The 22,246-nt window shown below is 70.0% G+C and carries 20 protein-coding genes; 9 read left to right on the top strand and 11 right to left on the bottom strand.

The genetic code is table 11. The features are described 5' to 3' along the window. Positions 1-353: 353 nt before the first annotated feature. Positions 354-1,415 (top strand): YeeE/YedE family protein, encoded by a 1,062-nt coding sequence (locus AB6A65_RS04020; protein ID WP_371037068.1) that lies wholly within the window; start codon positions 354-356, stop codon positions 1,413-1,415. A 10-nt stretch (positions 1,416-1,425) separates the two neighbouring features. Here the strand turns inward: AB6A65_RS04020 and AB6A65_RS04015 are convergent, their stop codons facing one another. Beyond that, complete coding sequence (locus tag AB6A65_RS04015) at positions 1,426-3,633, bottom strand: primosomal protein N' (protein WP_371037067.1); 2,208 nt, start codon at positions 3,631-3,633, stop codon at positions 1,426-1,428. A 70-nt stretch (positions 3,634-3,703) separates the two neighbouring features. Between AB6A65_RS04015 and fsa the strand changes: the two genes are divergently transcribed. From fsa to AB6A65_RS04000, 3 genes are all read left to right on the top strand, one after another. Next, positions 3,704-4,357 (top strand): fructose-6-phosphate aldolase, encoded by a 654-nt coding sequence (gene fsa, locus AB6A65_RS04010; protein WP_371037066.1) that lies wholly within the window; start codon positions 3,704-3,706, stop codon positions 4,355-4,357. A gap of 84 nt (positions 4,358-4,441) precedes the next feature. Then, positions 4,442-5,149 (top strand): DUF484 family protein, encoded by a 708-nt coding sequence (locus tag AB6A65_RS04005; RefSeq protein ID WP_371037065.1) that lies wholly within the window; start codon positions 4,442-4,444, stop codon positions 5,147-5,149. Between the two features lie 14 nt (positions 5,150-5,163). Then, positions 5,164-6,102: a tyrosine recombinase XerC gene (locus tag AB6A65_RS04000; RefSeq protein WP_371037245.1), complete on the top strand. Its 939-nt coding sequence runs from the start codon at positions 5,164-5,166 to the stop codon at positions 6,100-6,102. Here the strand turns inward: AB6A65_RS04000 and AB6A65_RS03995 are convergent. Continuing rightward, positions 6,099-7,724, bottom strand: a complete 1,626-nt coding sequence (locus tag AB6A65_RS03995; protein ID WP_371037064.1) for an AMP-binding protein — start codon at positions 7,722-7,724, stop codon at positions 6,099-6,101. The two genes, AB6A65_RS04000 and AB6A65_RS03995, sit on opposite strands and share 4 nt — an antisense overlap. Before the next feature lie 101 nt (positions 7,725-7,825). On the opposite strand from AB6A65_RS03995, the gene AB6A65_RS03990 reads away from it, so the two are divergent. Beyond that, complete coding sequence (locus tag AB6A65_RS03990; protein ID WP_371037063.1) at positions 7,826-8,476, top strand: sulfotransferase family 2 domain-containing protein; 651 nt, start codon at positions 7,826-7,828, stop codon at positions 8,474-8,476. Positions 8,477-8,677: 201 nt separating this feature from the next. Here the strand turns inward: AB6A65_RS03990 and AB6A65_RS03985 are convergent, their stop codons facing one another. The 7 genes from AB6A65_RS03985 to AB6A65_RS03955 all read right to left on the bottom strand — a co-directional run bounded on the left by AB6A65_RS03985 (position 8,678) and on the right by AB6A65_RS03955 (position 16,674). Then, a complete protein-coding gene (locus tag AB6A65_RS03985) occupies positions 8,678-10,876 on the bottom strand; it encodes a 3-hydroxyacyl-CoA dehydrogenase NAD-binding domain-containing protein (protein ID WP_371037062.1) in 2,199 nt (732 codons plus the stop codon). A gap of 14 nt (positions 10,877-10,890) precedes the next feature. Further along, positions 10,891-12,102, bottom strand: a complete 1,212-nt coding sequence (locus AB6A65_RS03980) for an acetyl-CoA C-acetyltransferase (RefSeq protein ID WP_371037061.1) — start codon at positions 12,100-12,102, stop codon at positions 10,891-10,893. Between the two features lie 13 nt (positions 12,103-12,115). Further along, positions 12,116-12,751, bottom strand: a complete 636-nt coding sequence (locus tag AB6A65_RS03975; protein ID WP_371037060.1) for a glutathione S-transferase family protein — start codon at positions 12,749-12,751, stop codon at positions 12,116-12,118. An 839-nt stretch (positions 12,752-13,590) separates the two neighbouring features. Next, positions 13,591-13,803, bottom strand: a complete 213-nt coding sequence (locus AB6A65_RS03970; RefSeq protein WP_371037059.1) for a hypothetical protein — start codon at positions 13,801-13,803, stop codon at positions 13,591-13,593. 62 nt (positions 13,804-13,865) lie between these two features. Next, entirely contained in the window at positions 13,866-15,647 is a 1,782-nt protein-coding gene (locus AB6A65_RS03965; protein WP_371037058.1) for an acyl-CoA dehydrogenase C-terminal domain-containing protein, read from the bottom strand. Between the two features lie 39 nt (positions 15,648-15,686). Beyond that, complete coding sequence (locus AB6A65_RS03960; RefSeq protein ID WP_371037057.1) at positions 15,687-16,088, bottom strand: MerR family DNA-binding transcriptional regulator; 402 nt, start codon at positions 16,086-16,088, stop codon at positions 15,687-15,689. Between the two features lie 202 nt (positions 16,089-16,290). Further along, the gene (locus AB6A65_RS03955; protein WP_371037056.1) at positions 16,291-16,674 is read right to left on the bottom strand and encodes a MerR family DNA-binding transcriptional regulator; all 384 of its coding nucleotides are present in this window, start codon (positions 16,672-16,674) and stop codon (positions 16,291-16,293) included. 119 nt (positions 16,675-16,793) lie between these two features. On the opposite strand from AB6A65_RS03955, the gene AB6A65_RS03950 reads away from it, so the two are divergent. The 3 genes from AB6A65_RS03950 to AB6A65_RS03940 are packed head-to-tail and all read left to right on the top strand — an operon-like array spanning position 16,794 to position 19,055. Next, entirely contained in the window at positions 16,794-17,219 is a 426-nt protein-coding gene (locus AB6A65_RS03950; RefSeq protein ID WP_371037055.1) for a PaaI family thioesterase, read from the top strand. Then, on the top strand, positions 17,216-17,731 hold the full coding sequence (locus AB6A65_RS03945; RefSeq protein ID WP_371037054.1) for a PaaI family thioesterase: 516 nt from the start codon (positions 17,216-17,218) through the stop codon (positions 17,729-17,731). The genes AB6A65_RS03950 and AB6A65_RS03945 overlap by 4 nt, the downstream gene beginning before the upstream one ends. Beyond that, positions 17,721-19,055: an MATE family efflux transporter gene (locus AB6A65_RS03940; RefSeq protein ID WP_371037053.1), complete on the top strand. Its 1,335-nt coding sequence runs from the start codon at positions 17,721-17,723 to the stop codon at positions 19,053-19,055. The genes AB6A65_RS03945 and AB6A65_RS03940 overlap by 11 nt, the downstream gene beginning before the upstream one ends. Here AB6A65_RS03940 and AB6A65_RS03935 read toward each other — a convergent pair. Both AB6A65_RS03935 and AB6A65_RS03930 read right to left on the bottom strand, forming a co-directional pair. After that, positions 19,052-20,110 carry a quinone-dependent dihydroorotate dehydrogenase gene (locus tag AB6A65_RS03935; RefSeq protein ID WP_371037052.1) on the bottom strand — a complete coding sequence of 353 codons (1,059 nt, stop codon included), beginning with the start codon at positions 20,108-20,110 and terminating at the stop codon, positions 19,052-19,054. The two genes, AB6A65_RS03940 and AB6A65_RS03935, sit on opposite strands and share 4 nt — an antisense overlap. Then, positions 20,107-20,448: a DUF952 domain-containing protein gene (locus AB6A65_RS03930; RefSeq protein WP_371037051.1), complete on the bottom strand. Its 342-nt coding sequence runs from the start codon at positions 20,446-20,448 to the stop codon at positions 20,107-20,109. The genes AB6A65_RS03935 and AB6A65_RS03930 overlap by 4 nt, the downstream gene beginning before the upstream one ends. A gap of 149 nt (positions 20,449-20,597) precedes the next feature. On the opposite strand from AB6A65_RS03930, the gene AB6A65_RS03925 reads away from it, so the two are divergent. Further along, positions 20,598-22,175, top strand: a complete 1,578-nt coding sequence (locus AB6A65_RS03925; protein WP_371037050.1) for a bifunctional UDP-sugar hydrolase/5'-nucleotidase — start codon at positions 20,598-20,600, stop codon at positions 22,173-22,175. Positions 22,176-22,246 lie beyond the last annotated feature (71 nt).

The raw sequence follows: 22,246 nt of genomic DNA, 5'->3' as shown, positions 1-22,246 counted from the left end.
TCCTGGAGACGGCGTTTATGCGGTGCCGGAAGGCGGCTCGCGCCCGCGCGCGACACGGCCCGCGTCGTTTTCGAGCGCGCTCGGCCGCGCGCGCCCCGAAGCTTGCGCATCCGGCGTGCCGCGGGGAGGCTTGCGGCCGGGTCCGAGCGCGAGACCGCGAGGATGAGGCGCGCCGTTGCGGGACGCCGACGCACCCGGCCCCTCGAGGTGATCCTGTTCACGATCGCGGTTACGTGCGGGCGCGGGGGCCCTCATCCAAGGCCGCGCCGCCGTCTGATCTGCATCAAGGCGGGACCGCGCCGGAAGGTTCAGGGTGCCACGATGATTTCGAACTGTCGATGAAGGCGCAGAACATGGACATCATCCCGCTGGTGGAATGGATCGGCGAAGGCCCGGCGGCGGCGCTCTTCGGGCTTGCGACCGGTGTGATCTTCGGTGTGGCGGCGCAGCGTTCGCGCTTCTGCCTGCGCGCGGCGACCGTGGAATTCGCCCGCGGCGCGATGGGCGACAGGGTGGCGGTCTGGCTTCTGACCTTCTCCACCGCGCTCGTCTGGGTGCAGGCCGCCGCGCTTCTGGGCTTCATGCGGCCCGAGGACGCGCGCATGATGGCCGTGCCCGGAAGCTGGTCGGGCGCGATCATCGGCGGGCTGATGTTCGGCGCGGGCATGGTGCTGGCGCGGGGCTGCTCCGGGCGGCTTCTGGTGCTTGCCGCCACGGGCAACCTGCGCTCGGTCGTCTCCGGCCTGATCTTCGCGGTGGTGGCGCAGATGACGCTTTCGGGCTGGCTCGCCCCGGCGCGCGACCGGCTTGCCGCGCTCTGGATCACCGAGGGTGGGCAGAACGTGAACCTGCTGACCTGGGCGGGGCTGCCGCAATGGGGCGGACTCGCGCTGGGCGCGGGGTTCGCCGTCCTCGCGCTCGAGATCGCGCGGCGCAACCGGATCGGTGTCTCGTGGCTCGTCTTCGCCTCCGGCGTGGGCTTCGCGGTGGCGGTGGGCTGGGTCTTCACCTTCGCGCTCAGCCAGATCGCCTTCGAGCCGGTGCCGATCGAGAGCGTCACCTTCACCGGCCCGTCGGCGCGCACGCTCATGTTCACGCTGGACCGTTACGCATTGCTGGAGTTCGACGTGGGGCTTGTCCCGGGCGTCTTTCTCGGCGCCTTTGCCGCGGCCTGGTGGGCCGGCGAGCTGAAGTTTCAGGGCTTCGAGAACGAGGTCAACATGCGCAAGGCGATGATCGGCGCGGCGCTGATGGGCTTCGGCGGCATGCTGGCGGGGGGCTGCGCCATCGGCGCGGGCGTCACCGGCGGCTCGATCTTCGTGGCCACGGCTTGGACCGCGCTCTTCTGTATGTGGATCGGCGCGATGCTGACCGATCTTCTGGTGGACCAGCGGGGGCTGGCGCAGCCGGCCTGACCGCCACCGCTCAGAAGAAGCTCTGCGGGTCGATGTCCACGGCGAGGCGCAGCTCCCCCTTCACCGGGAACTGGCCCACCCAGTCCGCGAGCGCGGGCTGAAGCGCCGCGCTCTTCGGGGCCTTCACGAGCAGCCGCACGCGATGGCGGCCGCGGATGCGCGCGATGGGCGCGGGGGCGGGGCCGAAGACCTGCGCGCCCACGCGGCGCAGCGGCGCGTCGGCGCGCAGGAGCGCGGTGCCGAGATCGAAGAGCTCCTGCAACTCCGGACCCGAGAGGATGATCCCGGCCATGCGCCCGTAGGGCGGCATGCCAGCGGCCTCGCGCTCGGCCGCCTCTGCGCGCCAGAACCCTTCCTCGTCGCCGGCCAGGATCGCGCGGATCACCGGGTGCTCGGGCTGGAACGTCTGCAGCAGCGCCGTGCCCGGACGTTCGGCCCGGCCGGCGCGCCCCGCGACCTGCCGCATCAGCTGGAAGGTGCGCTCGGCCGCGCGCAGGTCCGAGCCCTGAAGGCCGAGATCGGCGTCGATCACGCCCACCAGCGTAAGCAGCGGGAAGTTGTGGCCCTTGGCCACGAGCTGCGTGCCGATCACGATGTCGGCGCCGCCCTCGGCGATGCGCGCGATCTCTTCCTTGAGCGCGCGCGCCGAGCCGAAAAGATCCGAACTCAGTACCGCGAGGCGCGCGTCGGGGAACCGCTCCGCCGTTTCCTCGGCCAGCCGCTCCACACCCGGACCGACGGGGGCCAGCCGGTCCTCCGCGCCACAGGCGGGGCAGGCGGCGGGAATGGGCTCGCTCTCTCCGCACTGGTGGCAGACGAGGCGCTTCAGGAAGCGGTGCTCGACCATCCGCGCGTCGCAGTGCTTGCAGCCGATCTGGTGCCCGCAGGCCCGGCAGAGCGTCACCGGCGCGTAGCCGCGGCGGTTGAGGAAAAGCATCGCCTGCTCGCCCGCCGCAAGCCGCGCCTCGACCGCCCGCGCCAGCTTGGACGAGATCCAGCGGTTGGCAGGCAGCGTCTCGGCGCGCATGTCGAGGGCGCGCATCGCGGGCAGGGCGGCGGGGCCGAACCGCGCCGTCAGGTCGAGCCGCGCATACTTGCCGGCCTCGGCGTTGGCCCATGTCTCGAGCGAGGGCGTGGCGGAGGCCAGCACCACCCGCGCGCCCGCGAGCGAGGCGCGCAGCACCGCCATGTCGCGCGCGTGGTAGAGCGCGCCTTCCTCCTGCTTGTAGGAGGTGTCGTGTTCCTCGTCGATGACGACGAGCCCGAGCTCGCGGAAGGGCAGGAAGAGGGCCGATCGCGCGCCCACGACCATCGACGCGCCGCCTTCGCCGGCCATGCGCCACGCGCGCCGCCGCTCGGCCATGGTGACGCCGGAATGCCACTCGGCGGGCCGGGCGCCGAATCGCGCCTCGACCCGCGCGATGAACTCGGCAGTGAGCGCGATCTCGGGCAGAAGCACCAGCGCCTGCCGCCCCTGCCGCAGGCATTCGGCGACCGCCTCCAGATAGACCTCCGTCTTGCCCGATCCGGTCACGCCCTTCAGAAGCGTCGTGCCGTAGCCGCCCGCGCGCAGACCCGCGCAAAGCGCCCCTGCCGCCCGCGCCTGATCCTCGGTCAGCGGCTTGCCGGGCGCGTCGGGATCGAGGCGCGGAAACGGCGTGTCGCGCGGCGTGTCCACCTCCTCCACCGCGCCGCGGGCGACGAGCCCCTTGACGACGGAGGGCGACACGCCCGCGGCGTCGGTCAGCTCCTTGAGCGTCAGGCCGGGTTGCGCCTCGAGGGTCTCCAGCACGCGGGCGCGCGCGTCGGTCATCCGGGCGGGCTCCGCGGCGCCGGGCCTGTAGAGCTTGCGCATCGAGGGCGGATCGCCGAGCCCCGGCACCCGCGTGGCCAGGCGCAGCATGGCGGAAAGCGGCGTCAGCGTGTATTCGCCCGCCCGGATCAGGAAGCTGCGCAACTCCTCGCGCATGGGCGCGGCGTCGAGCACGCGGTTGACCTGCCGCAGCTTCGCCGCCGGAAAGTCGCCCTCGCCGGGCCCCCAGACCACGCCCGTCACCCGCCGCGGGCCAAGCGGCACTTCCACGAAGGCGCCCGCCCAGCAGCCGCCCTCGGGCGCGAGATAGTCAAGCACCCGGTCGAGCGGCTGGGTGGTCAGCACGCCCACGCGCGCACCTTCGTCGAAGAAGGAGGGCCGGTCTCCGGTCGGGGGTTTGCTCATCGTGACGACTGGAGTAAACGCGGGGGCGACCGAGGCCAAGCCGCCTCACGCCATGCCAGGGAGCGCGCGCATGAAATTCTTCGTGGACACCGCCGAGATCGACGCCATCGCCGAGCTGAACGCGCTCGGGATGGTGGACGGGGGCACCACCAATCCCTCGCTCATCATGAAGTCGGGCCGCGATATCCGCGAGGTCACCGAGGAGATCTGCGCGAGGGTGGACGGCCCGGTGAGCGCCGAGACGGTGGCGACCGACGCCGACGGCATGATCGCAGAGGGCCGCGAGCTTGCGAAGATCGCCGACAACATCGCGATCAAGGTGCCGCTGACCTGGGCGGGGCTTCAGGCCTGCAAGGTGCTCTCGGGCGAGGGCCGGATGGTCAACGTCACGCTCTGCTTCTCGGCAAACCAGGCGCTGCTCGCCGCCAAGGCGGGTGCGAGCTTCATCTCGCCCTTCATCGGCCGGCTCGACGACATCAATATCGACGGGCTCGAGCTGATCGCGGACATCCGGCAGATCTACGACAATTACGGCTACGAGACCGAGGTGCTGGCCGCCTCGATCCGCACGGTGAATCACATGAGCGAATGCGCGAAGCTCGGCGCGGACGTGGCCACGGCACCGCCCGCGGTCATCAAGAAGATGGCCGAGCATCCCCTGACCGACAAGGGTCTCGACGCCTTCCTCGCCGACTGGGCAAAGACCGGTCAGAAGATCCTCTGACCGCGCGGCGCGGCGCAGAAAATTGCGGCGCCGCCCCGCGCCCTCTGCTAGGGTCGACAGAAAACAACGTTTCAAGAGGCCGGCATGAGCAGTTCCGCCGTGATCGATGACAGTCTTCGTGCGCGCATCATCGCGGAGCCCGAAAGCATCCTTGACGACACCGACCTCATGCGCGCGCTCGTCGCGGCCAACGAGAAGTCGATGGGCGGCAACATCGTGGACCTGCGGGGCATCGCGATGGAGCGCATGGAGGCGCGCCTCGACCGGCTGGAGGACACGCACCGGGCGGTGATCGCCGCCGCCTACGAGAATCTCGCCGGCACGAACCAGGTGCACCGCGCCATCCTGCGCATGCTCGACCCGATGGAATTCGAGGGCTTCCTGTCGGATCTCGGCGGCGATGTGGCCGGCATTCTTCGCGTGGACTGCATCCGCCTTGTGCTGGAAACGGCGCAGGTGGGCGAGGACCCTGTGCTGCGCCGCTTCAGCCACGTGCTGCGCACCGCGCCCCCCGGCGCGATCGAGGGCTACCTGACCGGGGGCCGCGGCGGCGCGACCCGGCCGGTCACTCTGCGCCAGATCCAGCAGGGGCAGTCCGCGATCTACGGCGAGGCGGCGGCCTGGGTGCGCTCGGAGGCCTGCATCCGCCTCGATCTGGGCGAAGGCCGGCTGCCCGGGCTTCTGGCCATGGGGGCCGAGGATCCGCACCAGTTCTCGCCGCAGCAGGGCACCGACCTTCTGGCCTTCTTCGGCGGGGTGTTCGAGCGCTGCCTGCGCCGCTGGCTGTCGTGACCGGGCCGGACGGGCTGATCTCTCCGGCCGCGCGCGACGCGCTCGAGGACTTTCTTGCCGCGCAACGCGCGCAGCGCGGCGCCGCCGAGAACACGGTGGAGGCCTATGGCCGCGACATCGCGGGGTTCCTGGCCTTCATGGCGATGCATCACGGCGGGGCGGAGGGGCTCGCGCCGCTCGCCCGCGTCGACATCTCCGACATGCGGGCGTGGCTCGCGCGGGGCCGGGCCGAGGGCGCCGGGCCGCGCACGATGGCCCGCCGGCTTTCGGCGGTGAAGAGCTTCATGCGCTGGCTCGCCGACCGGGAAGGGTTCGATCCCTCGGCGGTGCTGTCCGCGCGCGCGCCCAAGCACCCTCCGCGCCTGCCGCGCCCGCTGGCCGCGGATGCGGCGCGGGATCTTCTGGACCGCGTCGGGGCGCAGCACCCGACCACCTGGATCGCGGCGCGTGACGTCGCCGTGGTGACGCTGCTTTACGGCTGCGGTCTCCGCGTCTCGGAGGCGCTTTCGCTCACCGGGGCCGCGTTGCCCATGGGCGAGGCGTTGCGGATCCGGGGCAAGGGCGGGAAGGAGCGCATCGTGCCGGTGATCCCCGCCGCGCGCGCCGCGGTGACGCGGTACGCGGAGCTTTGCCCGTGGCCGCCCGCGCCCGATGCGCCGCTTTTCCGTGGGGCCCGCGGCGGCGCGCTCGGCCCCCGGGCGGTGCAGAAGGTGATGGCGGCGACGCGGATGCAGCTTGGCCTGCCGGCCTCCGCCACGCCGCACGCGCTGCGCCACAGCTTCGCCACCCACCTGCTGAGCGCGGGCGGCGACCTGCGCGCGATCCAGGATCTTCTGGGTCATGCTTCGCTTTCGACGACGCAGGTCTACACCGGCGTGGACACCGCGCGGCTGATGGAGGTCTACGAGGCCGCCCACCCCAAGGCAGGCCGCGGGGCCCCGCGCGGGGGCTAGCCGCCCCGCGCGAGATTGCGCAGCTCGAATTTCTGGATCTTGCCCGTGGAGGTCTTGGGAAGCTCCCGGAACACGACGGCCTTCGGCGTCTTGAAGCCCGCGAGACGTTCGCGCGTGAAGGCGATCAGCTCCTCCTCGCCGATCTCGACGCCGTCCTTCAGTTCCACGAAGGCGCAGGGCACCTCGCCCCATTTATCGTCGGGCTTGGCCACGCCGGCGCAAAGCAGGACGGCCGGATGCGCCATCAGCACGCCCTCCACCTCGACCGACGAGATGTTCTCGCCCCCCGAGATGATGATATCCTTGGCGCGGTCCTGGATCTTCAGATAGCCGTCCGGGTGCTGCACCGCGATGTCGCCGGAATGGTAGAGACCGTGGCGGAACGCCTCCCGGGTGGCCTCGGGGTTCTTGAGGTATCCCTTCATCACCCCGTTGCCGCGAAAGACGATCTCGCCCTGGGTGCGGCCGTCCATCGGCACCTGGCCGCCGGTTTCGTCGACGACGCCCACATGCTCCATGAAGGGCATGGCGACACCCTGGCGGGCCTTCGTCGCCGCGCGGTCGTCGCCCTCTAGCGCCTCCCATTGCGGGCCCCATGTGCACTCCGTGGCTGGGCCGTAGGTCTCGGTCAGCCCGTAGACATGGGTGATGTTGAAGCCCATGGGCTCGATCGCGGCCAGTGTCGCCGGCGCGGGCGGCGCGCCCGCAGTGAAGACCTCGACCGTGTGGTCGAACTCGCGACGCTCCTCGGGCTTGGCGTTGATCAGCATGTTGAGTACGATGGGCGCGCCGCCGAAATGGGTGACCTTCTCGTCGGCGATGGCGTCGAAGATGGGTTTCGCGGCGATGTCGCGGCAGCAGACCACGGTGCCGCCCACCACGGGCATCATCCAGGTGTGGCACCAGCCGTTGCAGTGAAAGAGCGGCACGATGGTCAGGTAGCGCGGGCGCAGCGTCATCCGCCAGGAGATCACCTGGCCCATGGCGTTCAGGTAGGCGCCGCGGTGATGGTAGACGACGCCCTTGGGCCGCCCCGTCGTGCCGGAGGTGTAGTTGAGCGCGATGCTCTCCCACTCGTCCTCGGGCATGATCCACTCGAAGTCCTCGGCGCCGGTGCGCAGAACCTCCTCGTATTCGGGATACTCGCCCAGGTGATGGGCGCCGGCCACATCGTCGGCCACCTCGATCACGGCGGGGGCGGGGCCTTCCATCCGCTCGATCGCATCGGCCGCCAGCGGGATGAACTGCGCATCGCAGAGCAGCACGCGCGCCTGCCCGTGATCGAGGATGTAGGCCACCGTGTCGGCGTCGAGGCGCACGTTGATGGTGTTCAGGATCGCGCCGCAGGCGGGCACGCCGAAATGCGCCTCCGCCTGGGCGGGCACGTTGGGCAGAAGCGTGGCCACCACGTCGCCCGGCCGAACCCCGATGCCCTGAAGCGCGGAGGCCAGGCGCGTGACCCGCGCCGCGTAATCCCGGTAGCTTCGCCGGACGGGGCCGTAGACCACGGCATCCTCGTCGGGAAAGACCGCGGCCGCGCGCTTCAGGAACGACAGCGGCGTGAGCGGCGTGTAGTTCGCCACGTTCTTTTCCAGCCCGGTCTCGTCGGCCAGCCAACCCATGTCGGACCCTCCCTTTCCCTGCACGGGCGGAGCCTATAGGGAAATATTGTTGCGCCGCAAGACGGCCTTGCGACAGGATCGGAAGAGAGCGCGAGGCAGCGATGATCCTCTCGCCCGGGCGGACCTATGTCTTCGTCCACATTCCCAAGACCGGCGGCACGTCGCTTGCGCTCGCGCTGGAGGCGCGGGCGATGCGGGACGACATCCTGATCGGCGACACGCCCAAGGCGCGGCGCCGCAAAAGGCGCCTCGAGAGCGTGCGGACCCGCGGCCGGCTCTGGAAGCACGCGACGCTCGCCGACATCGACGGGCTCGTCAGCGTCCAAGATCTCGACAGGCTTTTCGCCTTCACGCTGGTGCGCAATCCCTGGGACCGGCTGGTCAGCTACTACTGCTGGCTGCGCGCGCAGCGTTTCGATCACGAGGCGGTTCGCCTCGCGCGAAAGCTGGAATTCGCGGCGTTTCTCGCCCATCCGCACACGCAGGCGAGCCTGCGCGCCGCGCCCTACGGGCACTACATGACCGACGCGCGCGGGCGGGAGCGGGCCGACCTCTACATCCGGCTCGAACGGTTCGAGGAGGACGCCGCGCCGCTTTTCGCCCATCTGGGGGTCCGCATCGACCTGCCCCGCGTGAACGCCTCAGACCGCGACCGGGATTGGCGCGGCTACTACAGCGACGAAACGGCCGCGCTCGTGGGCGATCTCTGCGCCGAGGATATCCGTCGCTTCGGCTACACCTTCGACGGCTGAAGCGTAGCGATCCGGCGGACGGCAAAGCCGTCCGTCGCGCCCGGGCCGGGGCGCCGTCCGGGCGCGACGGACCCGGCCGGCGCCGGTCCCTCGTCCCGATATCCGCCCTGGCGTCGTTGATCCCGCGCCTGTGGCGAAGAGACCGCATCCGGCCGCCCCGATGCCCCGCACCGGAGCGGCGGCCCGACCGTGATTGCCGCGTCAGGCGGCCTCTGCCGATCCGGGGCCGAAGCGGCCGTAGAAGCTTTGTCCCTTCTCCGCCATTTCCCGCAGCAGCGCCGGGCAGGCGAAGCGCGCGCCATGTGCTGCCTCGAGCGCGTCGCAGCGCTCGGCCGCGTAGGGCGCGCCCAGCATGTCGAGCCAGCCGAAGGGCCCGCCCGACCACGGCGCGAAGCCCCAGCCGAGGATGGCGCCCACGTCGCCTTCGCGTATGTCCTCGAGCACGCCCTCCTCGAGCGCGCGCACGGCCTCCAGCACCTGCGCGAACATCAGCCGATGCTGCACCGCTTGCAGGTCGGGCTGCGCCTCGGCTTCCGGATATTTCCCGGAAAGCCCCTCCCAGAGACCGAGCCGCTTGCCGCTCTCGTCGTAGGCGTAGAAACCGGCATTGGCCTTGCGCCCCAGCCGGCCCTCGTCGGCCATCCAGAAGAGCACCTCGTCCACCGCGCCATCCGGGTAGGCGTCGCCCATCGCGGCCCGCGTCGCCTTGGCGATCTTCACGCCGAGGTCGATCGAGGTCTCGTCCACCAGCTGCAAGGGCCCCACCGGGAAGCCGAGCTGGCGCGCCGCGTTCTCCACCAGGGCGGGCGCGACGCCCTCGCCCACCATGCGGATGCCCTCGTTGATGTAGGGGATGATGCAGCGGTTGGCGTAGAAGAAGCGCGCGTCGTTCACCACGATGGGCGTCTTGCGGATCTGACGCACGAAATCGAGCGCCTTGGCCACCGCGCGGTCGCCGGTCTCGCGCCCCTTGATGATCTCCACCAGCAGCATCTTCTCGACGGGAGAGAAGAAGTGGATGCCGATGAACTGTCCGGGCCGCGCGCTGGCCCGGGCCAGATCGCTGATCGGCAGGGTCGAGGTGTTGGTGGCGAAGACCGCGTCCTCGCCCAGCACGGCCTCGGCCTTCTTCGTGACCTCGGCCTTGACGGCAGGATCCTCGAACACCGCCTCGATCACGAGATCCGCGCCCGCGAGCGCCGCGTAGTCGGTCGTCGCGGTGATGCGGCCGAGCACCTCTTCCTTCTTCTCCGGCGTCGTCTTGCCCCGCTTGATGCCCTTGTCGAGATAGCTCTCGCTGTAGGCCTTGCCCTTGTCCGCGGCCTCCTGGGCCTGGTCGACGAGCACGACCTCGATGCCCGCCTGCGCCGCGACGAGCGCGATGCCCGCGCCCATCATGCCCGCGCCGAGGACGCCCAGCTTTTTCACGGTCTGGTCGGGCGCCTCGGGCCGGTTCGCGCCCTTCTCGAGCGCCTCCTTGTTGATGAAGAGCGAGCGGATCATCGCGGCCGAGGTCGGGTTCATCAGGATGTTGGTGAACCAGCGCGCCTCGACCTTCAGCGCGGTGTCGAAGGGCACGAGCGCGCCCTCGTAGACGGCCGAAAGGAGCGCCTTCGCCGCCGGAAAGGCCCCGAAGGTCTGCGCGTTCACCATCGCCGAGGCGCCCACGAAGGTCATGAAGCCCGAGGGGTGATAGGGCGTGCCGCCCGGCATCTTGTAGCCTTGTCTGTCCCAGGGCTTCACGATGTCGGCGTCCTTGGCTTCGAGCACCCAGGCCGCCGCCGCGGCCACCGGGTCCTCGGCCACCTCGTCGATGAGGCCCGCGCCCTTCGCCTTTTTCGGATCGACCAGCTTGCCTTCCAGCAGGTAGGGAGAGGCGGCCATGGCGCCGAGCTTGCGCACGAGCCGCGTGGTGCCGCCTGCGCCGGGGAAGATCCCCACCATGATCTCCGGCAGGCCGATCTTGGCCTTGGGATTGTCGGCGGCGAAGATGCGGTGGGTGGCAAGCGGGATCTCGAGCCCGATGCCGAGCGCCGTGCCCGGCAGCGCCGCCGCGATCGGCTTGCCGCCCTTCAGGGTCTTCGGGTCCATGCCCGCGCGCTCGATCTTCCGCAGAAGCCCGTGCATCCGCATGATGCCCTCGAAGAGGCCCCTGGCCGGGTCGTCGCCCGCCTCGTCCCGCATCCGGGCGAGGATGTTGAGGTCCATGCCGCCCGCGAAGTCCTTCTTCGCCGAGGTGATCACGACGCCTTTCACCGCGTCGTCGGCGAGCGCGGCGTCGATCAGCCGGTCGAGATCCGAAAGCCCCTCGAGGCTCAGGACGTTCATGGATTTCCCGGGCACGTCCCAGGTGATGATGGCGACGCCGTCGGCGCCGGTTTCCATGGTGAAGTCGGTCATCTCGTCTCTCCCCCTCACACGCGTTCGATGATGGTGGCCGCGCCCATGCCCGAGCCGATGCAGAGCGTGGCGAGCCCGGTCTCGCGGTCCGAGCGTTCCATCTCGTCGAGCAGCGTGCCCAGGATCATCGCGCCCGTGGCACCCAGCGGGTGGCCCATGGCGATCGCGCCGCCGTTCACGTTGACTTTCGCGGGGTCGACCTCGAAGGCCTGCATGAAGCGCATGACCACGGCGGCGAAGGCCTCGTTCACCTCGAAAAGGTCGATGTCGCCGATCTCCATCCCGCTTTCCCGAAGGATCTTCTGCGTCACCGGCACCGGGCCCGTGAGCATGATGGTCGGATCGGTGCCGATCTTGGCCGTCGCCCGGATGCGGGCCCGGGGAGTTAGCCCGTTTGCCTCGCCCCATTCCTTCGAGCCGATGAGCACCGCCGCGGCGCCGTCCACGATGCCCGAGGAATTGCCGGCGTGATGGATGTGCTCGATCCGCTCGAGATGCGGGTATTTCAGCATGGCCACCTTGTCGAAGCCCGGCATCACCTCGCCCTGGTCCTTGAAGGAGGGCTTGAGCGCGCCCAGCGACTGCATGTCCGTCTCCGGGCGCATGTGCTCGTCGCGGTCCAGGATCGTGAGCCCGTTGACGTCGCGCACCGGCACTACCGACTTCGTGAACCGTCTGTCGTCCCAGGCCGCCTTCGCGCGCTTCTGACTCTCGACGGCGAGTTCGTCCGCCTGGTCGCGGGTGAAGCCGTATTCGGTGGCGATGATGTCCGCCCCGATGCCCTGCGGGACGAAATACATCTTCATCGCGACCGAGGGGTCCGCCGCGATGGCGCCGCCGTCCGAGCCCATGGGCACGCGGCTCATGCTCTCCACGCCACCGGCGATATAGGCCCCGCCCGCGCCGCCGCGCACCTGGTTCGCGGCCATGTTCACCGCCTCGAGCCCGGAGGCGCAGAAGCGGTTGATCGAGACGCCCGGGATCGACTCGTCGAGCTCCGAGGCGAGTACGGCGGTGCGCGCGAGGCACGCGCCCTGCTCGCCCACTTGGGTGACGTTGCCCCAGATCACGTCCTCCACGGCATGGCCGTCGAGCGCGTTGCGCGCCTTGAGCGCGTCGAGCGCGGTGGTCGAAAGCCGAAGCGCGGTCACCTCGTGCAGGCTGCCGTCCTTGCGGCCCTTGCCGCGCGGCGTGCGCACGGCGTCGAAAATGTAGGCGTCGGTCATGGGAAGCCTCCGTTCAGGCCCGGTCCGCGGGGCGGCCGGGCATCAGGTCATAGGGATGTTTCCAGCCCGGCAGCGCCGCGATGCGCCCGAGCCAGGCGTCGATGGCGGGCCAGTGGGCCCTGTCAAACCCGAAGGGTTCGGGATAGTAGAGATAGCCGCAGCAGGAGAAATCGGCGTTGCTGGGGCCGCAGCCCGCGATCCAGTCCCGGCCCTCGAGATGGCGGTCGAGAACCTGGTAGGCGCTCTTCAGCCGGCCCTGCATGAAGCCGATCACCTCGGCGGGCCGCTTTTCCTCGGGCAGGAAATTCATCAGGAACCGCGTCATGCCCGCGACGCTCGAGAGCTTGTGGTTGTCCCAGAGCACCCAGCGCAGGATTTCGCGCCGTTCCCTTGCGTCACGCCCGCCGAACCTGCCCGATTTCTCCGAGAAGTAATCCTGGATCGCGCCGGACTGGGTGAGCACGTCGTCACCGTCCACCATGACCGGCGCCTCGCCCATGGGGTTGAGCGCGCGGTAGTCTTCGGAGCGCGTGGCGCCCGCAAAGAAATCCACCTTCACTGCCTCCCAGTCGAGGCCCGAGAGTTCGAGGGGCAGGGCGGCCTTGTAGGAGTTCCCGCTTTCTCCGAAACAGTGCAGCTGGATGGTCATGGGCTTGCGCTCCCTTGTTCGGCGGCGCCGGGGGTTTCACACCCCCGGACCCCCGTGGAGTATTTTTCCAAGAAGAAGGACGTGACGTTTCCTGTTCACCTGCTTTTAACCACCGTCGGTCTATCCGGACTCTGCGGTACAGGCGGGAGCGCCGATGACCGCCCAAGGAGAAGCTCCGCCGTGCCGCTCGTGCTGCATGCCCGGGTCGCGCGGCGGAGTGGACCGAGTGCTGCCCGCGGCGACCTCAGGGTCCGATGTGCGGTCCTGTTTCTTCTTCTTGGCCGGAAATACTCCGCGGGGGTGTGGGGGCGCGAAGCTCCCACCTGCGGCGATGCCTGTCGCGCTGCGCCGGGGCTGGTTTCCTCTGTGTGGAGGCGCGATCGGGACCGTCGCGATGCTATCGGCGACATCGCCGGATTGGCGTCCGCAGAGGCCGGTCGATCCCAAGACTCCGTGACCCAAACCGCGCTCCGGGTTAACAAGGCAGGGCGCGGCCGTTGTCGGCACCGCGTGAGTAAGCGTTCCTTGGGGGGGAGCGCCGTATCCCGATCGGCCGCAGGACGCCCATTCCGGGTCATTGCGGAGCGCCCTGCCGGAAGGACCGCTCCGTCCCGTGAGCGCGTCTCCTGGTGGTTGCGGGTGGGGCGCGACGCGGCGCGGCCGGTGACGGGGAAGTCTTCCAACGATCGCCGCGCCACGCGGTCGCGTACGTCGCGCCTTTCGGCGGTCGTATGCGATGCGGCCATCGGGGCCGGGACGGGCGCCGACGTTCCGGTCGCCCTTGCGCGGTCCCTCTTGGTCGTCCCGTCGCTGGTCATCGTCATGCGAGCCTTGCCTCGTCAGCGCTTCCGCGCGTCGAGCTCGGCATTGAAGAGCCGGAGCCTGTGGGTGAGGTTGTCGTCGTCGGTGACGCTATCGAAGTTTTCGAAAAGGAAGGAGAGCGCCTCGCCCTCGTCGAGCCCGGCCTCCTGCGCGAAGCGGCGCAGGCGGCGGTGCCCGTCCTCGGTCATCGCGACCTGGAAGCGGCGGGTCAGGCGGAACCGTTTCGGCATGTCTCCTCCCTTGCCGGTGCGTGCGCGGGCGTAGGGTGCGTGCTCGGCACGCACCGCCCCCGTCAGAAATTCGCCGCGTCGAGCGTCATCACGGGCTCCGCACCGCTCTCGATCCGCGCGAGGTGCATGCCCGTCGCCGGGAGCTGGCGCGCCATGTAGTAGCGCCCCGTGGCGAGCTTGGCCTCGTGAAAGGCGGTGTCGTCCGCACCGGCCTCGATCGCCTTGCGCGCCGCGAGCGCCATCTTCGTCCACATCAGCCCGAGGCAGACATGACCGAAGAGGTGCATGAAGTCGTAGCTTCCCGCGAGCGCGGCGTTGGGGGTCTTCATGCCATTCTGCATGAAGAACGTGCCCGCCGCCTGCAGGTCCTTCGACGCTGCCTTGAGCGGTTCGAGATAGTCCCGGTCGAACGCGTCGTCCTGGCCTGCGTGCTCCTTCGCGAAGGATTTCACCATCTCGAAGAAGGCCATGATCGTCTTGCCGCCGTTCTGGCCCAGCTTGCGGCCCACGAGGTCGAGCGACTGGATGCCGTTCGTGCCCTCGTAGATCATGGTGATCCGCGCGTCGCGCACGAACTGCTCGAGCCCCCATTCCCGGGTGAAGCCCGAGCCGCCCAGCGTCTGCTGGGCGAGCACCGTGGTCTCGAAGCCCCTGTCGGTCAGGAAGCCCTTTATGACCGGGGTAAGCAGCGAGATCATCGCCTCGGCCTCGTCGTCGCCGTTGCGGTGGGCGCGGTCGATCATCTGCGCGCCCCAGAAGGTGAAGGCGCGTGCGCCCTCGACGAAGCTCTTCTGGTGCATCAGGTTCCGCCGCACGTCGGGATGGACGATGATCGGGTCGGCGGGGCCGTCGGGGTTCTTGGGCCCGGTCACGTCGCGGCCCTGCAGGCGATCCTTCGCGAAGGCCAGCGCGTTCTGGTAGGCGACCACGCCCTGTGCGTAGCCCTGAAGTCCCACGCCGATACGGGCTTCGTTCATCATGGTGAACATCGCGCGCATCCCCTTGTGGAGTTCGCCCACGAGGTAGCCGGTCGCGCCGTCGTAGTTCATCACGCAGGTGGCGTTGCCGTGGATGCCCATCTTCTTCTCGAGCCCGCCGCAGGAGACCGCGTTGCGTTCGCCGAGCGAGCCGTCCTCCTTCACCATGTATTTCGGCACGATGAAGAGAGAGATCCCCTTCGTGCCCTCGCCGCCGCCGGGGGCCTTGGCGAGCACCAGGTGGATGATGTTTTCCGACAGGTCGTGCTCGCCGGCCGAGATCCAGATCTTCTGGCCGGTGACGCGGTAGGTGCCGTCGTCCTGCGGTTCGGCCTTCGTCCGGATGAGGCCGAGATCGGTGCCGCAATGCGGTTCGGTCAGGTTCATCGTGCCCGACCAGATGCCGTCGACGAGCTTGGGCAGATAGGTGCGTTTCTGCGCCTCGGAGCCGTGGGCGTGGATCGCGGAATAGGCGCCGTGGGTCAGGCCCTGATACATGTTGAAGGCCATGTTGGCGGAGACGAACATCTCGCCCACCGCGGAGCCCATGAGATACGGCATGCCCTGCCCGCCGTAGTCGGGATCGGCATCGAGGCCCAGCCAGCCCCCGGCGCGCAATTGCTCGTAGGCGTCCCTGAAGCCGTCGGGCGTCCGGACCACGCCGTTTTCCAGCGTGCAGCCCTGTGCGTCCCCGACGGGGTTCAGGGGCGCCAGGACCTGCTCGGAAAGCTTGCCGGCCTCCTCGAGGATCGCCGCGGTGGTCCCCCGGTCGAGCTCGTCGTAGCCGGGAATGTCCGCCTCGGCGACGTTGAGCACGTCATGCAGGACGAATTGCATGTCCTTGATGGGGGCTTCGTAGATCGGCATCTCTTTCCTCCATGCGGCGGCCGCGAGCGGATCGGCTTTCTACTCGGCTGCCTTTTTCGTTCCATCGAGGGAGGCGAGCATCTTCTCACCCCACTTGAGCTGGTCTCTGAGATCGTAAATCGCGGCGTCGAGTTCTTCGCGCTGCCGCTCGAGATCCGCGAGGCGGTCGCGGGCCAGCTCGTAGCTGCGCGCGAGCTGGGTGTGCTGCTGGTCGCCCAGGTAATAAAGGTCCAGCAACTGGCGGATCTCCTCCAGGGTGAAGCCGAACCGCTTGCCCCGCAGGATGAGCTTCAGCCGGGCACGGTCGCGCCGCGTGAACAGGCGTTTCTGGCCCTCGCGCATCGGGAAAAGCAGTTCCTTGGCTTCGTAGAAGCGCAGGGTGCGCGGCGTCACGTCGAACGCGTCGCACATTTCGCGGATCGTCATCGTTTCTTCGGACATCGTCTTTTTTCCTTGTAACTCCTGCTCTCGGTGACGCCGTCCGACATGATCCTCGTGAACACCGGTTACAACAGGATCCGAGGTTGACGTAAGCGGGACGCCGCGTCACTTCCGTAAAGCCGCAACTTTTCGAATTCGCGCGATGGCTGCAAGGCAAGATTGCGTCGCGGCAATCGGGCGCTGGGGCGGGGGCGTGGGGCCGTCAGGCGCGGCGTGGCGGCAGGCCGGCCTCGCGGGCCGACCGCGCCCGCATCTGCCGAAGTTCCTCGATCGCGTCCTCGATCTGCGCCTTCTGGCGCTCCAGGTCGTCGAGCTGGCGATCGGCCAGGTCCACGAAGGCGCGCATCTGCGCCACGGTGCCCTCGTTCTCGTAGATCTGCAACCACTGGCGGATTTCCTCGAGCTGGAAACCGTAGCGGCGACCGCGCAGGATGAGGGTCATGCGGGCGCGCTCGCGCGGGCCGTAGAAGCGCTGCCTCCCCTCCCGCTCGGGCTGGAGAAGCTCGATATACTCGTAGTAACGCAGCGTGCGCGGGGTCACGTCGAACGCCGCGCACATCTCCTTGAAGGACAACCGGTCGGTCATCGGGATCTCCCTCCTAACGCAACCTAGGCCGGGGGCGGTGCCGGAGCAACTGTCTGCCCCTTGCGCCCCCGGCCGCAGGGCGCGAGACTGCCGGCGCAGCATCCCCGAGAGGTCGGCACATGGCCGTGGACAAGACCAGGATGGCCCGGCAGTTCACCGAGGCGATCCCGCACGCCCGGGCGCTCGGCATGGAGTTCACCCATGTCGGCGAGGGCGAGGCGTCCATGCGGATGCCCTACGACGCCCGCTTCGTGGGCGACCCGGAGACCGGGGTGATTCACGGCGGCGCGGTCTCCGCGCTGATGGACACCTGCTCAGGCGCGGCGGTGATGAGCCATCCCGCCTCGCCCGGGGCGACCGCCACCATCGACCTCAGGATCGACTACATGCGGCCCGCGACGCCCGGGCAGGACATCCGCACCCACGCGACCTGCTACCGCGTGACCCGCTCGGTCGCCTTCGTGCGCGCGACGGCCTTCGACGACGACGAGAGCCGCCCCGTGGCCACGGCGACCGGCGCCTTCACGGTGGAAGCCCCGCGATGAGCGCGCCCCGACCCGACCCGGTGCAGGCGGTGAAGCAGCGGCGCGACGCGGCGCTCACCGCGCTCGTCGAGGGTGTGCCCTACATCCAGTATCTGGGCGTGCGGTTCGACCGCCGGGGCGACGAGCTGACCGCGCTTCTGCCCTTCGACGAGAAGCTGATCGGAAATCCGATGCTGCCGGCCATCCATGGCGGCGTGACGGCGGCCTTCCTCGAGGTCGCCGCGGTCATCGAACTGTCGTGGCAGATGCTCTGGCCCGACATCGAGGCGGGCGCGCTCGACCCCGACAGGCTGGCCGCCGGTGAACTGCCGCGCCTGCCAAAGACCATCGACTTCACCGTGGATTACCTGCGCCCGGGCCTGCCGCGCGACGCCTATGCCCGGGCGCGCGTCAACCGTTCGGGCCGGCGCTATGCCAGCGTCCACGTGGAGGCGTGGCAGGACAACCGCTCACGCCTCTTCGCGCAGGCCACCGGCCATTTCCTGATGCCCCCGCGCGACGATGACGGCTGAGGCGACGCCGCGCAGCCCGCGCCCCGTCACCCATGCCCGTGTGCTGAAGATCGCGATCCCCATCGTGATCTCGAACGCGACGATCCCGCTTCTGGGCGCGGTGGACACCGGCGTGGTGGGCCAGATGGGCGAGGCCGCGCCGATCGGTGCGGTGGGCATCGGGGCCATCGTCATATCGGCCGTCTACTGGGTCTTCGGCTTTCTGCGCATGGGCACCACGGGCCTTGTCGCGCAGGCCGAGGGGGCGGGGAACGGCGCGGAGGTGGCGGCGCTTCTGACGCGGGTCGTCCTGATCGGTCTCGCGGCCGGCGCGGCGCTCTTCCTGTTGCAATTGCCGCTCTTCGCGGCCGCGCTGGGCCTCGCCCCGGCAAGCGCCGAAGTGGAGGCGCTCGCGCAGGGCTACCTCTCCGTCCGCATCTGGAGCGCGCCCGCCGCGATCGCGATCTACGGGCTGACCGGCTGGCTGATCGCGCTGGAGCGCACGCGCGCGGTGCTGGTGCTGCAGGTCTGGATGAACGGAGTCAACATCCTGCTCGATCTCTGGTTCGTCCTCGGCCTCGGCTGGGGCGTGGAGGGGGTGGCCTTCGCCACCTTCCTGGCGGAGTGGTCCGCGCTGGCGCTGGGCCTCTGGCTCTGCCGCGACGCCTTCCGCCGGCCCGAGTGGCGCGACTGGGCCCGCGTCATGGACGGCGAGCGCCTGCGTCGCATGGCGGTGGTGAACACCGACATCCTGATCCGGTCGCTGCTCCTGCAGGCGGTGTTCGTGTCCTTCGTCTTCGTGGGCTCGGATTTCGGGGATGTCACGCTGGCCGCGAACCAGGTGCTGATGCAGTTCCTGCAGATCACGGCCTACGCCCTCGACGGCTTCGCCTTCGCCGCCGAGGCGATCGTGGGCCAGGCGATGGGGGCGCGGAGCGTGGCCGCGTTGCGGCGCGGCGCGATCGTCTCCAGCATCTGGGGCGGGCTCTCTTCGGCGGGCATGGCGGTGGCCTTCGCGCTGGGCGGCCCCGCGATCATCGACCTGATGGCGACCGCGCCCGAGGTGCGGGCCGAGGCGCGCGTCTTCCTGCCCTGGATGGTCGCCGCGCCGCTTCTCGGGCTGGCAAGCTGGATGCTCGACGGCATCTTCATCGGCGCCACCCGCACCGCCGACATGCGCAACATGATGGCGCTGAGCTTCGCGATCTATCTGGCGGCCGCGCTGGCGCTCGTGCCTGCCTACGGCAATCACGGGCTCTGGGCAGCGCTGCTGGTGTCCTTCGTGGCGCGCGGCGTCACGCTCGGGCTTCGCTACCCCGCGCTCGAGCGGGCGGCGGCGCGCTAGAGCCAGTCGTCCCGGCCCGTCCCCACCGCCTCGGCGACATTCGCGAACCCCGCCCGGGCCAGAATGTCGTCGAGGCCGCGGGCGATGTCCTCCACGAGCGACAGGCCGCGATAGGCGAGCGCGGTATAGAGCTGCACCGCCGAGGCGCCGGCGCGGATCTTGTCGTAGGCGTCGCGCGCCGACGCGACGCCGCCGACCCCGATCAGCGGCATCTCGCCGTCCGTGAGCCGCGACAGCTGTGCCAGCACCATGGTCGATCGCTCGAAGAGCGGCCGGCCCGAAAGGCCCCCGGTCTCCTCCGCGACCGGGCCCGAGACGCCGATGCGCGAGACGGTCGTGTTCGTCGCCACGATCCCGTCGACGCCGGCCGCGTCCGCCACCGCGGCGATATCGGCAAGCTCGGCGCCCGACAGGTCTGGCGCGATCTTCAGGAACACGGGAACCGGCCGCGCGAGCGCGTCACGGGCCTCGAGCACGCCCGCGACGAGCGCGGCAAGCGCCTCGGGGCCCTGAAGCTCGCGCAACCGTTCGGTATTGGGCGAGCTGACGTTGATCGTCGCGAAATCCAGCCAGCGGCCGCAATGGGAGAGCACGCGGGCGAAGTCGCCGGCGCGGTCGGCGCTGTCCTTGTTCGCGCCGAGGTTGAGGCCGATCACCGTGTCGCGCGGGCGCTCGGCGAGGCGCGCCGCCACCGCCTCCATCCCGTCGTTGTTGAAGCCGAAGCGGTTGATGACGGCCTGCGCCTCCGGCAGCCGGAAAAGGCGCGGGCGCGGGTTGCCGGGCTGCGGGCGGGGCGTCACCGCGCCCACCTCCAGAAAACCGACGCCGGCGCGCCCGAGCCCGTGCAACGCGACGGCGTTCTTGTCGAAACCGGCGGCAAGGCCGATCGGGTTCGCAAGCGCAAGCCCAGCGATGCTCGTGCGCAGCCGCGGCGAGGTGACGAGGCCGGGCATGGGCACCGCGCCGGCCCGAAGCGCGCGAAGCGCGAGACCGTGCGCTGTTTCGGCGTCGATCCGGCGCAGGAGCGCGAGCCCCGCGCGTTCCACGGCCCTCACGGGATGTCCCGCCCGAAGCGGTGGCGCCCGTCCGGGCCGAGGGGCAGCGGCGCGTGCCACAGCACCGCGTCCCGGCGCAGCGGGGCATAGAGATGCGGAAAGAGCGCGCCGCCGCGGGAGCGCTCCCAGCGGAGCGCCGCGCCGAGGGTGTCGGCCTCGATCGCCACCAGCACGAGGTCCTCCTCGCCGGCGAAATGCCTCGTCGCCGTCTCGCGAAGCTGCTCGGCGGTGGAGAAATGGACGAATCCGTCGTCCACGTCCACGGGCGCGCCGCGTGTCTCGCCCCGGGCGTCGAGCGCCGCCCACTCCGCGGGCCTCAGGATCTTGTAGATCAACATGGCGGCACTCCTGCCGCGCGGGCGGGCGGCGGTCAAGCGCTCCGGCGCCCGGGCGCGCTCCGCGACGGGCGGCGGCCCAGAATACCGTTGCCACGCGCTCCCGCGCGCGGCACCGTTTCGCGGCAAGAACCCGCGAGTGAGGACACAAGATGCTTCCAAGATTCTTCTGCGGCGCCGCGGCCCTGGCCCTTAACGCGGGGGCGGCGGTTGCGGACGACATGCTGCACATCCTGCACGTCAACGATTTCCATAGCCGGATCGAGCCGATCAACAGGTTCGACAGCACCTGCGCGCCCGAGGACAACGCCGCCGGAGAGTGCTTCGGTGGCGCGGCCCGGCTGGCCGCCGCGATCGAGGCGAAACGCGCCGAGATCGGCGATGCGCCGCTTCTGGTGCTGGATGCGGGCGACCAGTATCAGGGCTCACTCTTCTACACGACCTACAAGGGCCGGGTCGCGGCCGAGATGATGGAGCGGATCGGCTTCGACGCCATGGCGGTCGGCAACCACGAATTCGACGACGGCCCCGAGGGGCTTTCCGTCCTGCTCGACAACGTGAGTTTCCCGGTCGTGTCCGGCAACCTGGACCTGTCGCGCTCGAACCTGCTCAAGGGCCGGGTCGGCGGGGCGGTGGTGATCGAGGCGGGCGGGCAGAGGATCGGCATCGTCTCCGCGCTGGCCACCGACACCGCCGAGACCGCGAGCCCGGGCCCCGCCGTGATCTTCCAGGACGAGATCGAGAGCCTGCGCGCGCAGGTCGAGGCGCTCGAGGCGGAGGGCGTGGACAGGATCGTGGCGCTCACCCATGTAGGGCTGCCGAAGGACCGCGAGATCGCCGGCGCGGTGCCGGGGATCGATGTCATCCTTGGCGGGCACTCCCATACGCTGATGTCCAACACCACCGAGGGCGCGCTTGCCTATCCTCAGCTGGAAAACGGCGTGCCGATCGCGCAGGCCTATGCCTACGGCAAGTATCTCGGGCATCTCGTCGTCACCTTCGATGCGGCCGGTCAGGTCGTTTCGGCCGAGGGCGACACACTGCTTCTGGACGCCTCCGTGCCCGAGGACGCGGCGATCGCGGCGCGGGTCGCGGAGCTCGCCCAGCCGCTGGAGGAGATCAAGGCGCGGCTGGTGGCCGAGACGGCGGCAGCGATAGACGGCGACCGGTCGAGCTGCCGCGCGGGCGAATGCGAGATGGGCAACCTGGTGGCCGACGCCATGCTGGCGCGGGTTCGCGACCAGGGCATCCAGATCGCGATCCAGAACGGCGGCGGCTTGCGCGCCTCGATCGACGCGGGCCCGGTGACCATGGGCGAGGTGCTGACCGTGCTGCCCTTCCAGAACACGCTCGCCACCTTCCAGCTCGGGGGCGCCGACGTTCTGACCGCGCTGGAGAACGGCGTGAGCCAGATCGAGGAGGGCGCGGGCCGGTTCCCGCAGGTGGCGGGGCTGCGCTATGCGTTCGACCCGGCGGCGGCGCCGGGCGCGCGGGTGAGCGACGTGCAGGTGATGGTGGACGGCGCGTGGCAGCCGCTCGACCCAGAGGCCACCTATGGCGTCGTGTCCAACAATTACATGCGGGGCGGTGGCGACGGCTACTCGGTCTTCGCCAGCGAGGCCATGAACGCCTATGATTACGGTCCCGGGCTGGAGGAGGGGGTGGCCGACTACCTGGCCCGGAACGGCCCCTACACGCCCTTCACCGAGGGCCGCATCACCCGCAAGTGATCTGCCGCGCCCCGGCCCCCATGCGGGGCCGGGGCGTGCGCCGCGTCCGCGCGGGGCTGGAGCGTGCCGGC

Source organism: Rhodosalinus sp. FB01 (assembly GCF_041365715.1).
Taxonomy (GTDB): domain Bacteria; phylum Pseudomonadota; class Alphaproteobacteria; order Rhodobacterales; family Rhodobacteraceae; genus Rhodosalinus.
This window is presented reverse-complemented; position numbering and strand designations above follow the sequence as displayed.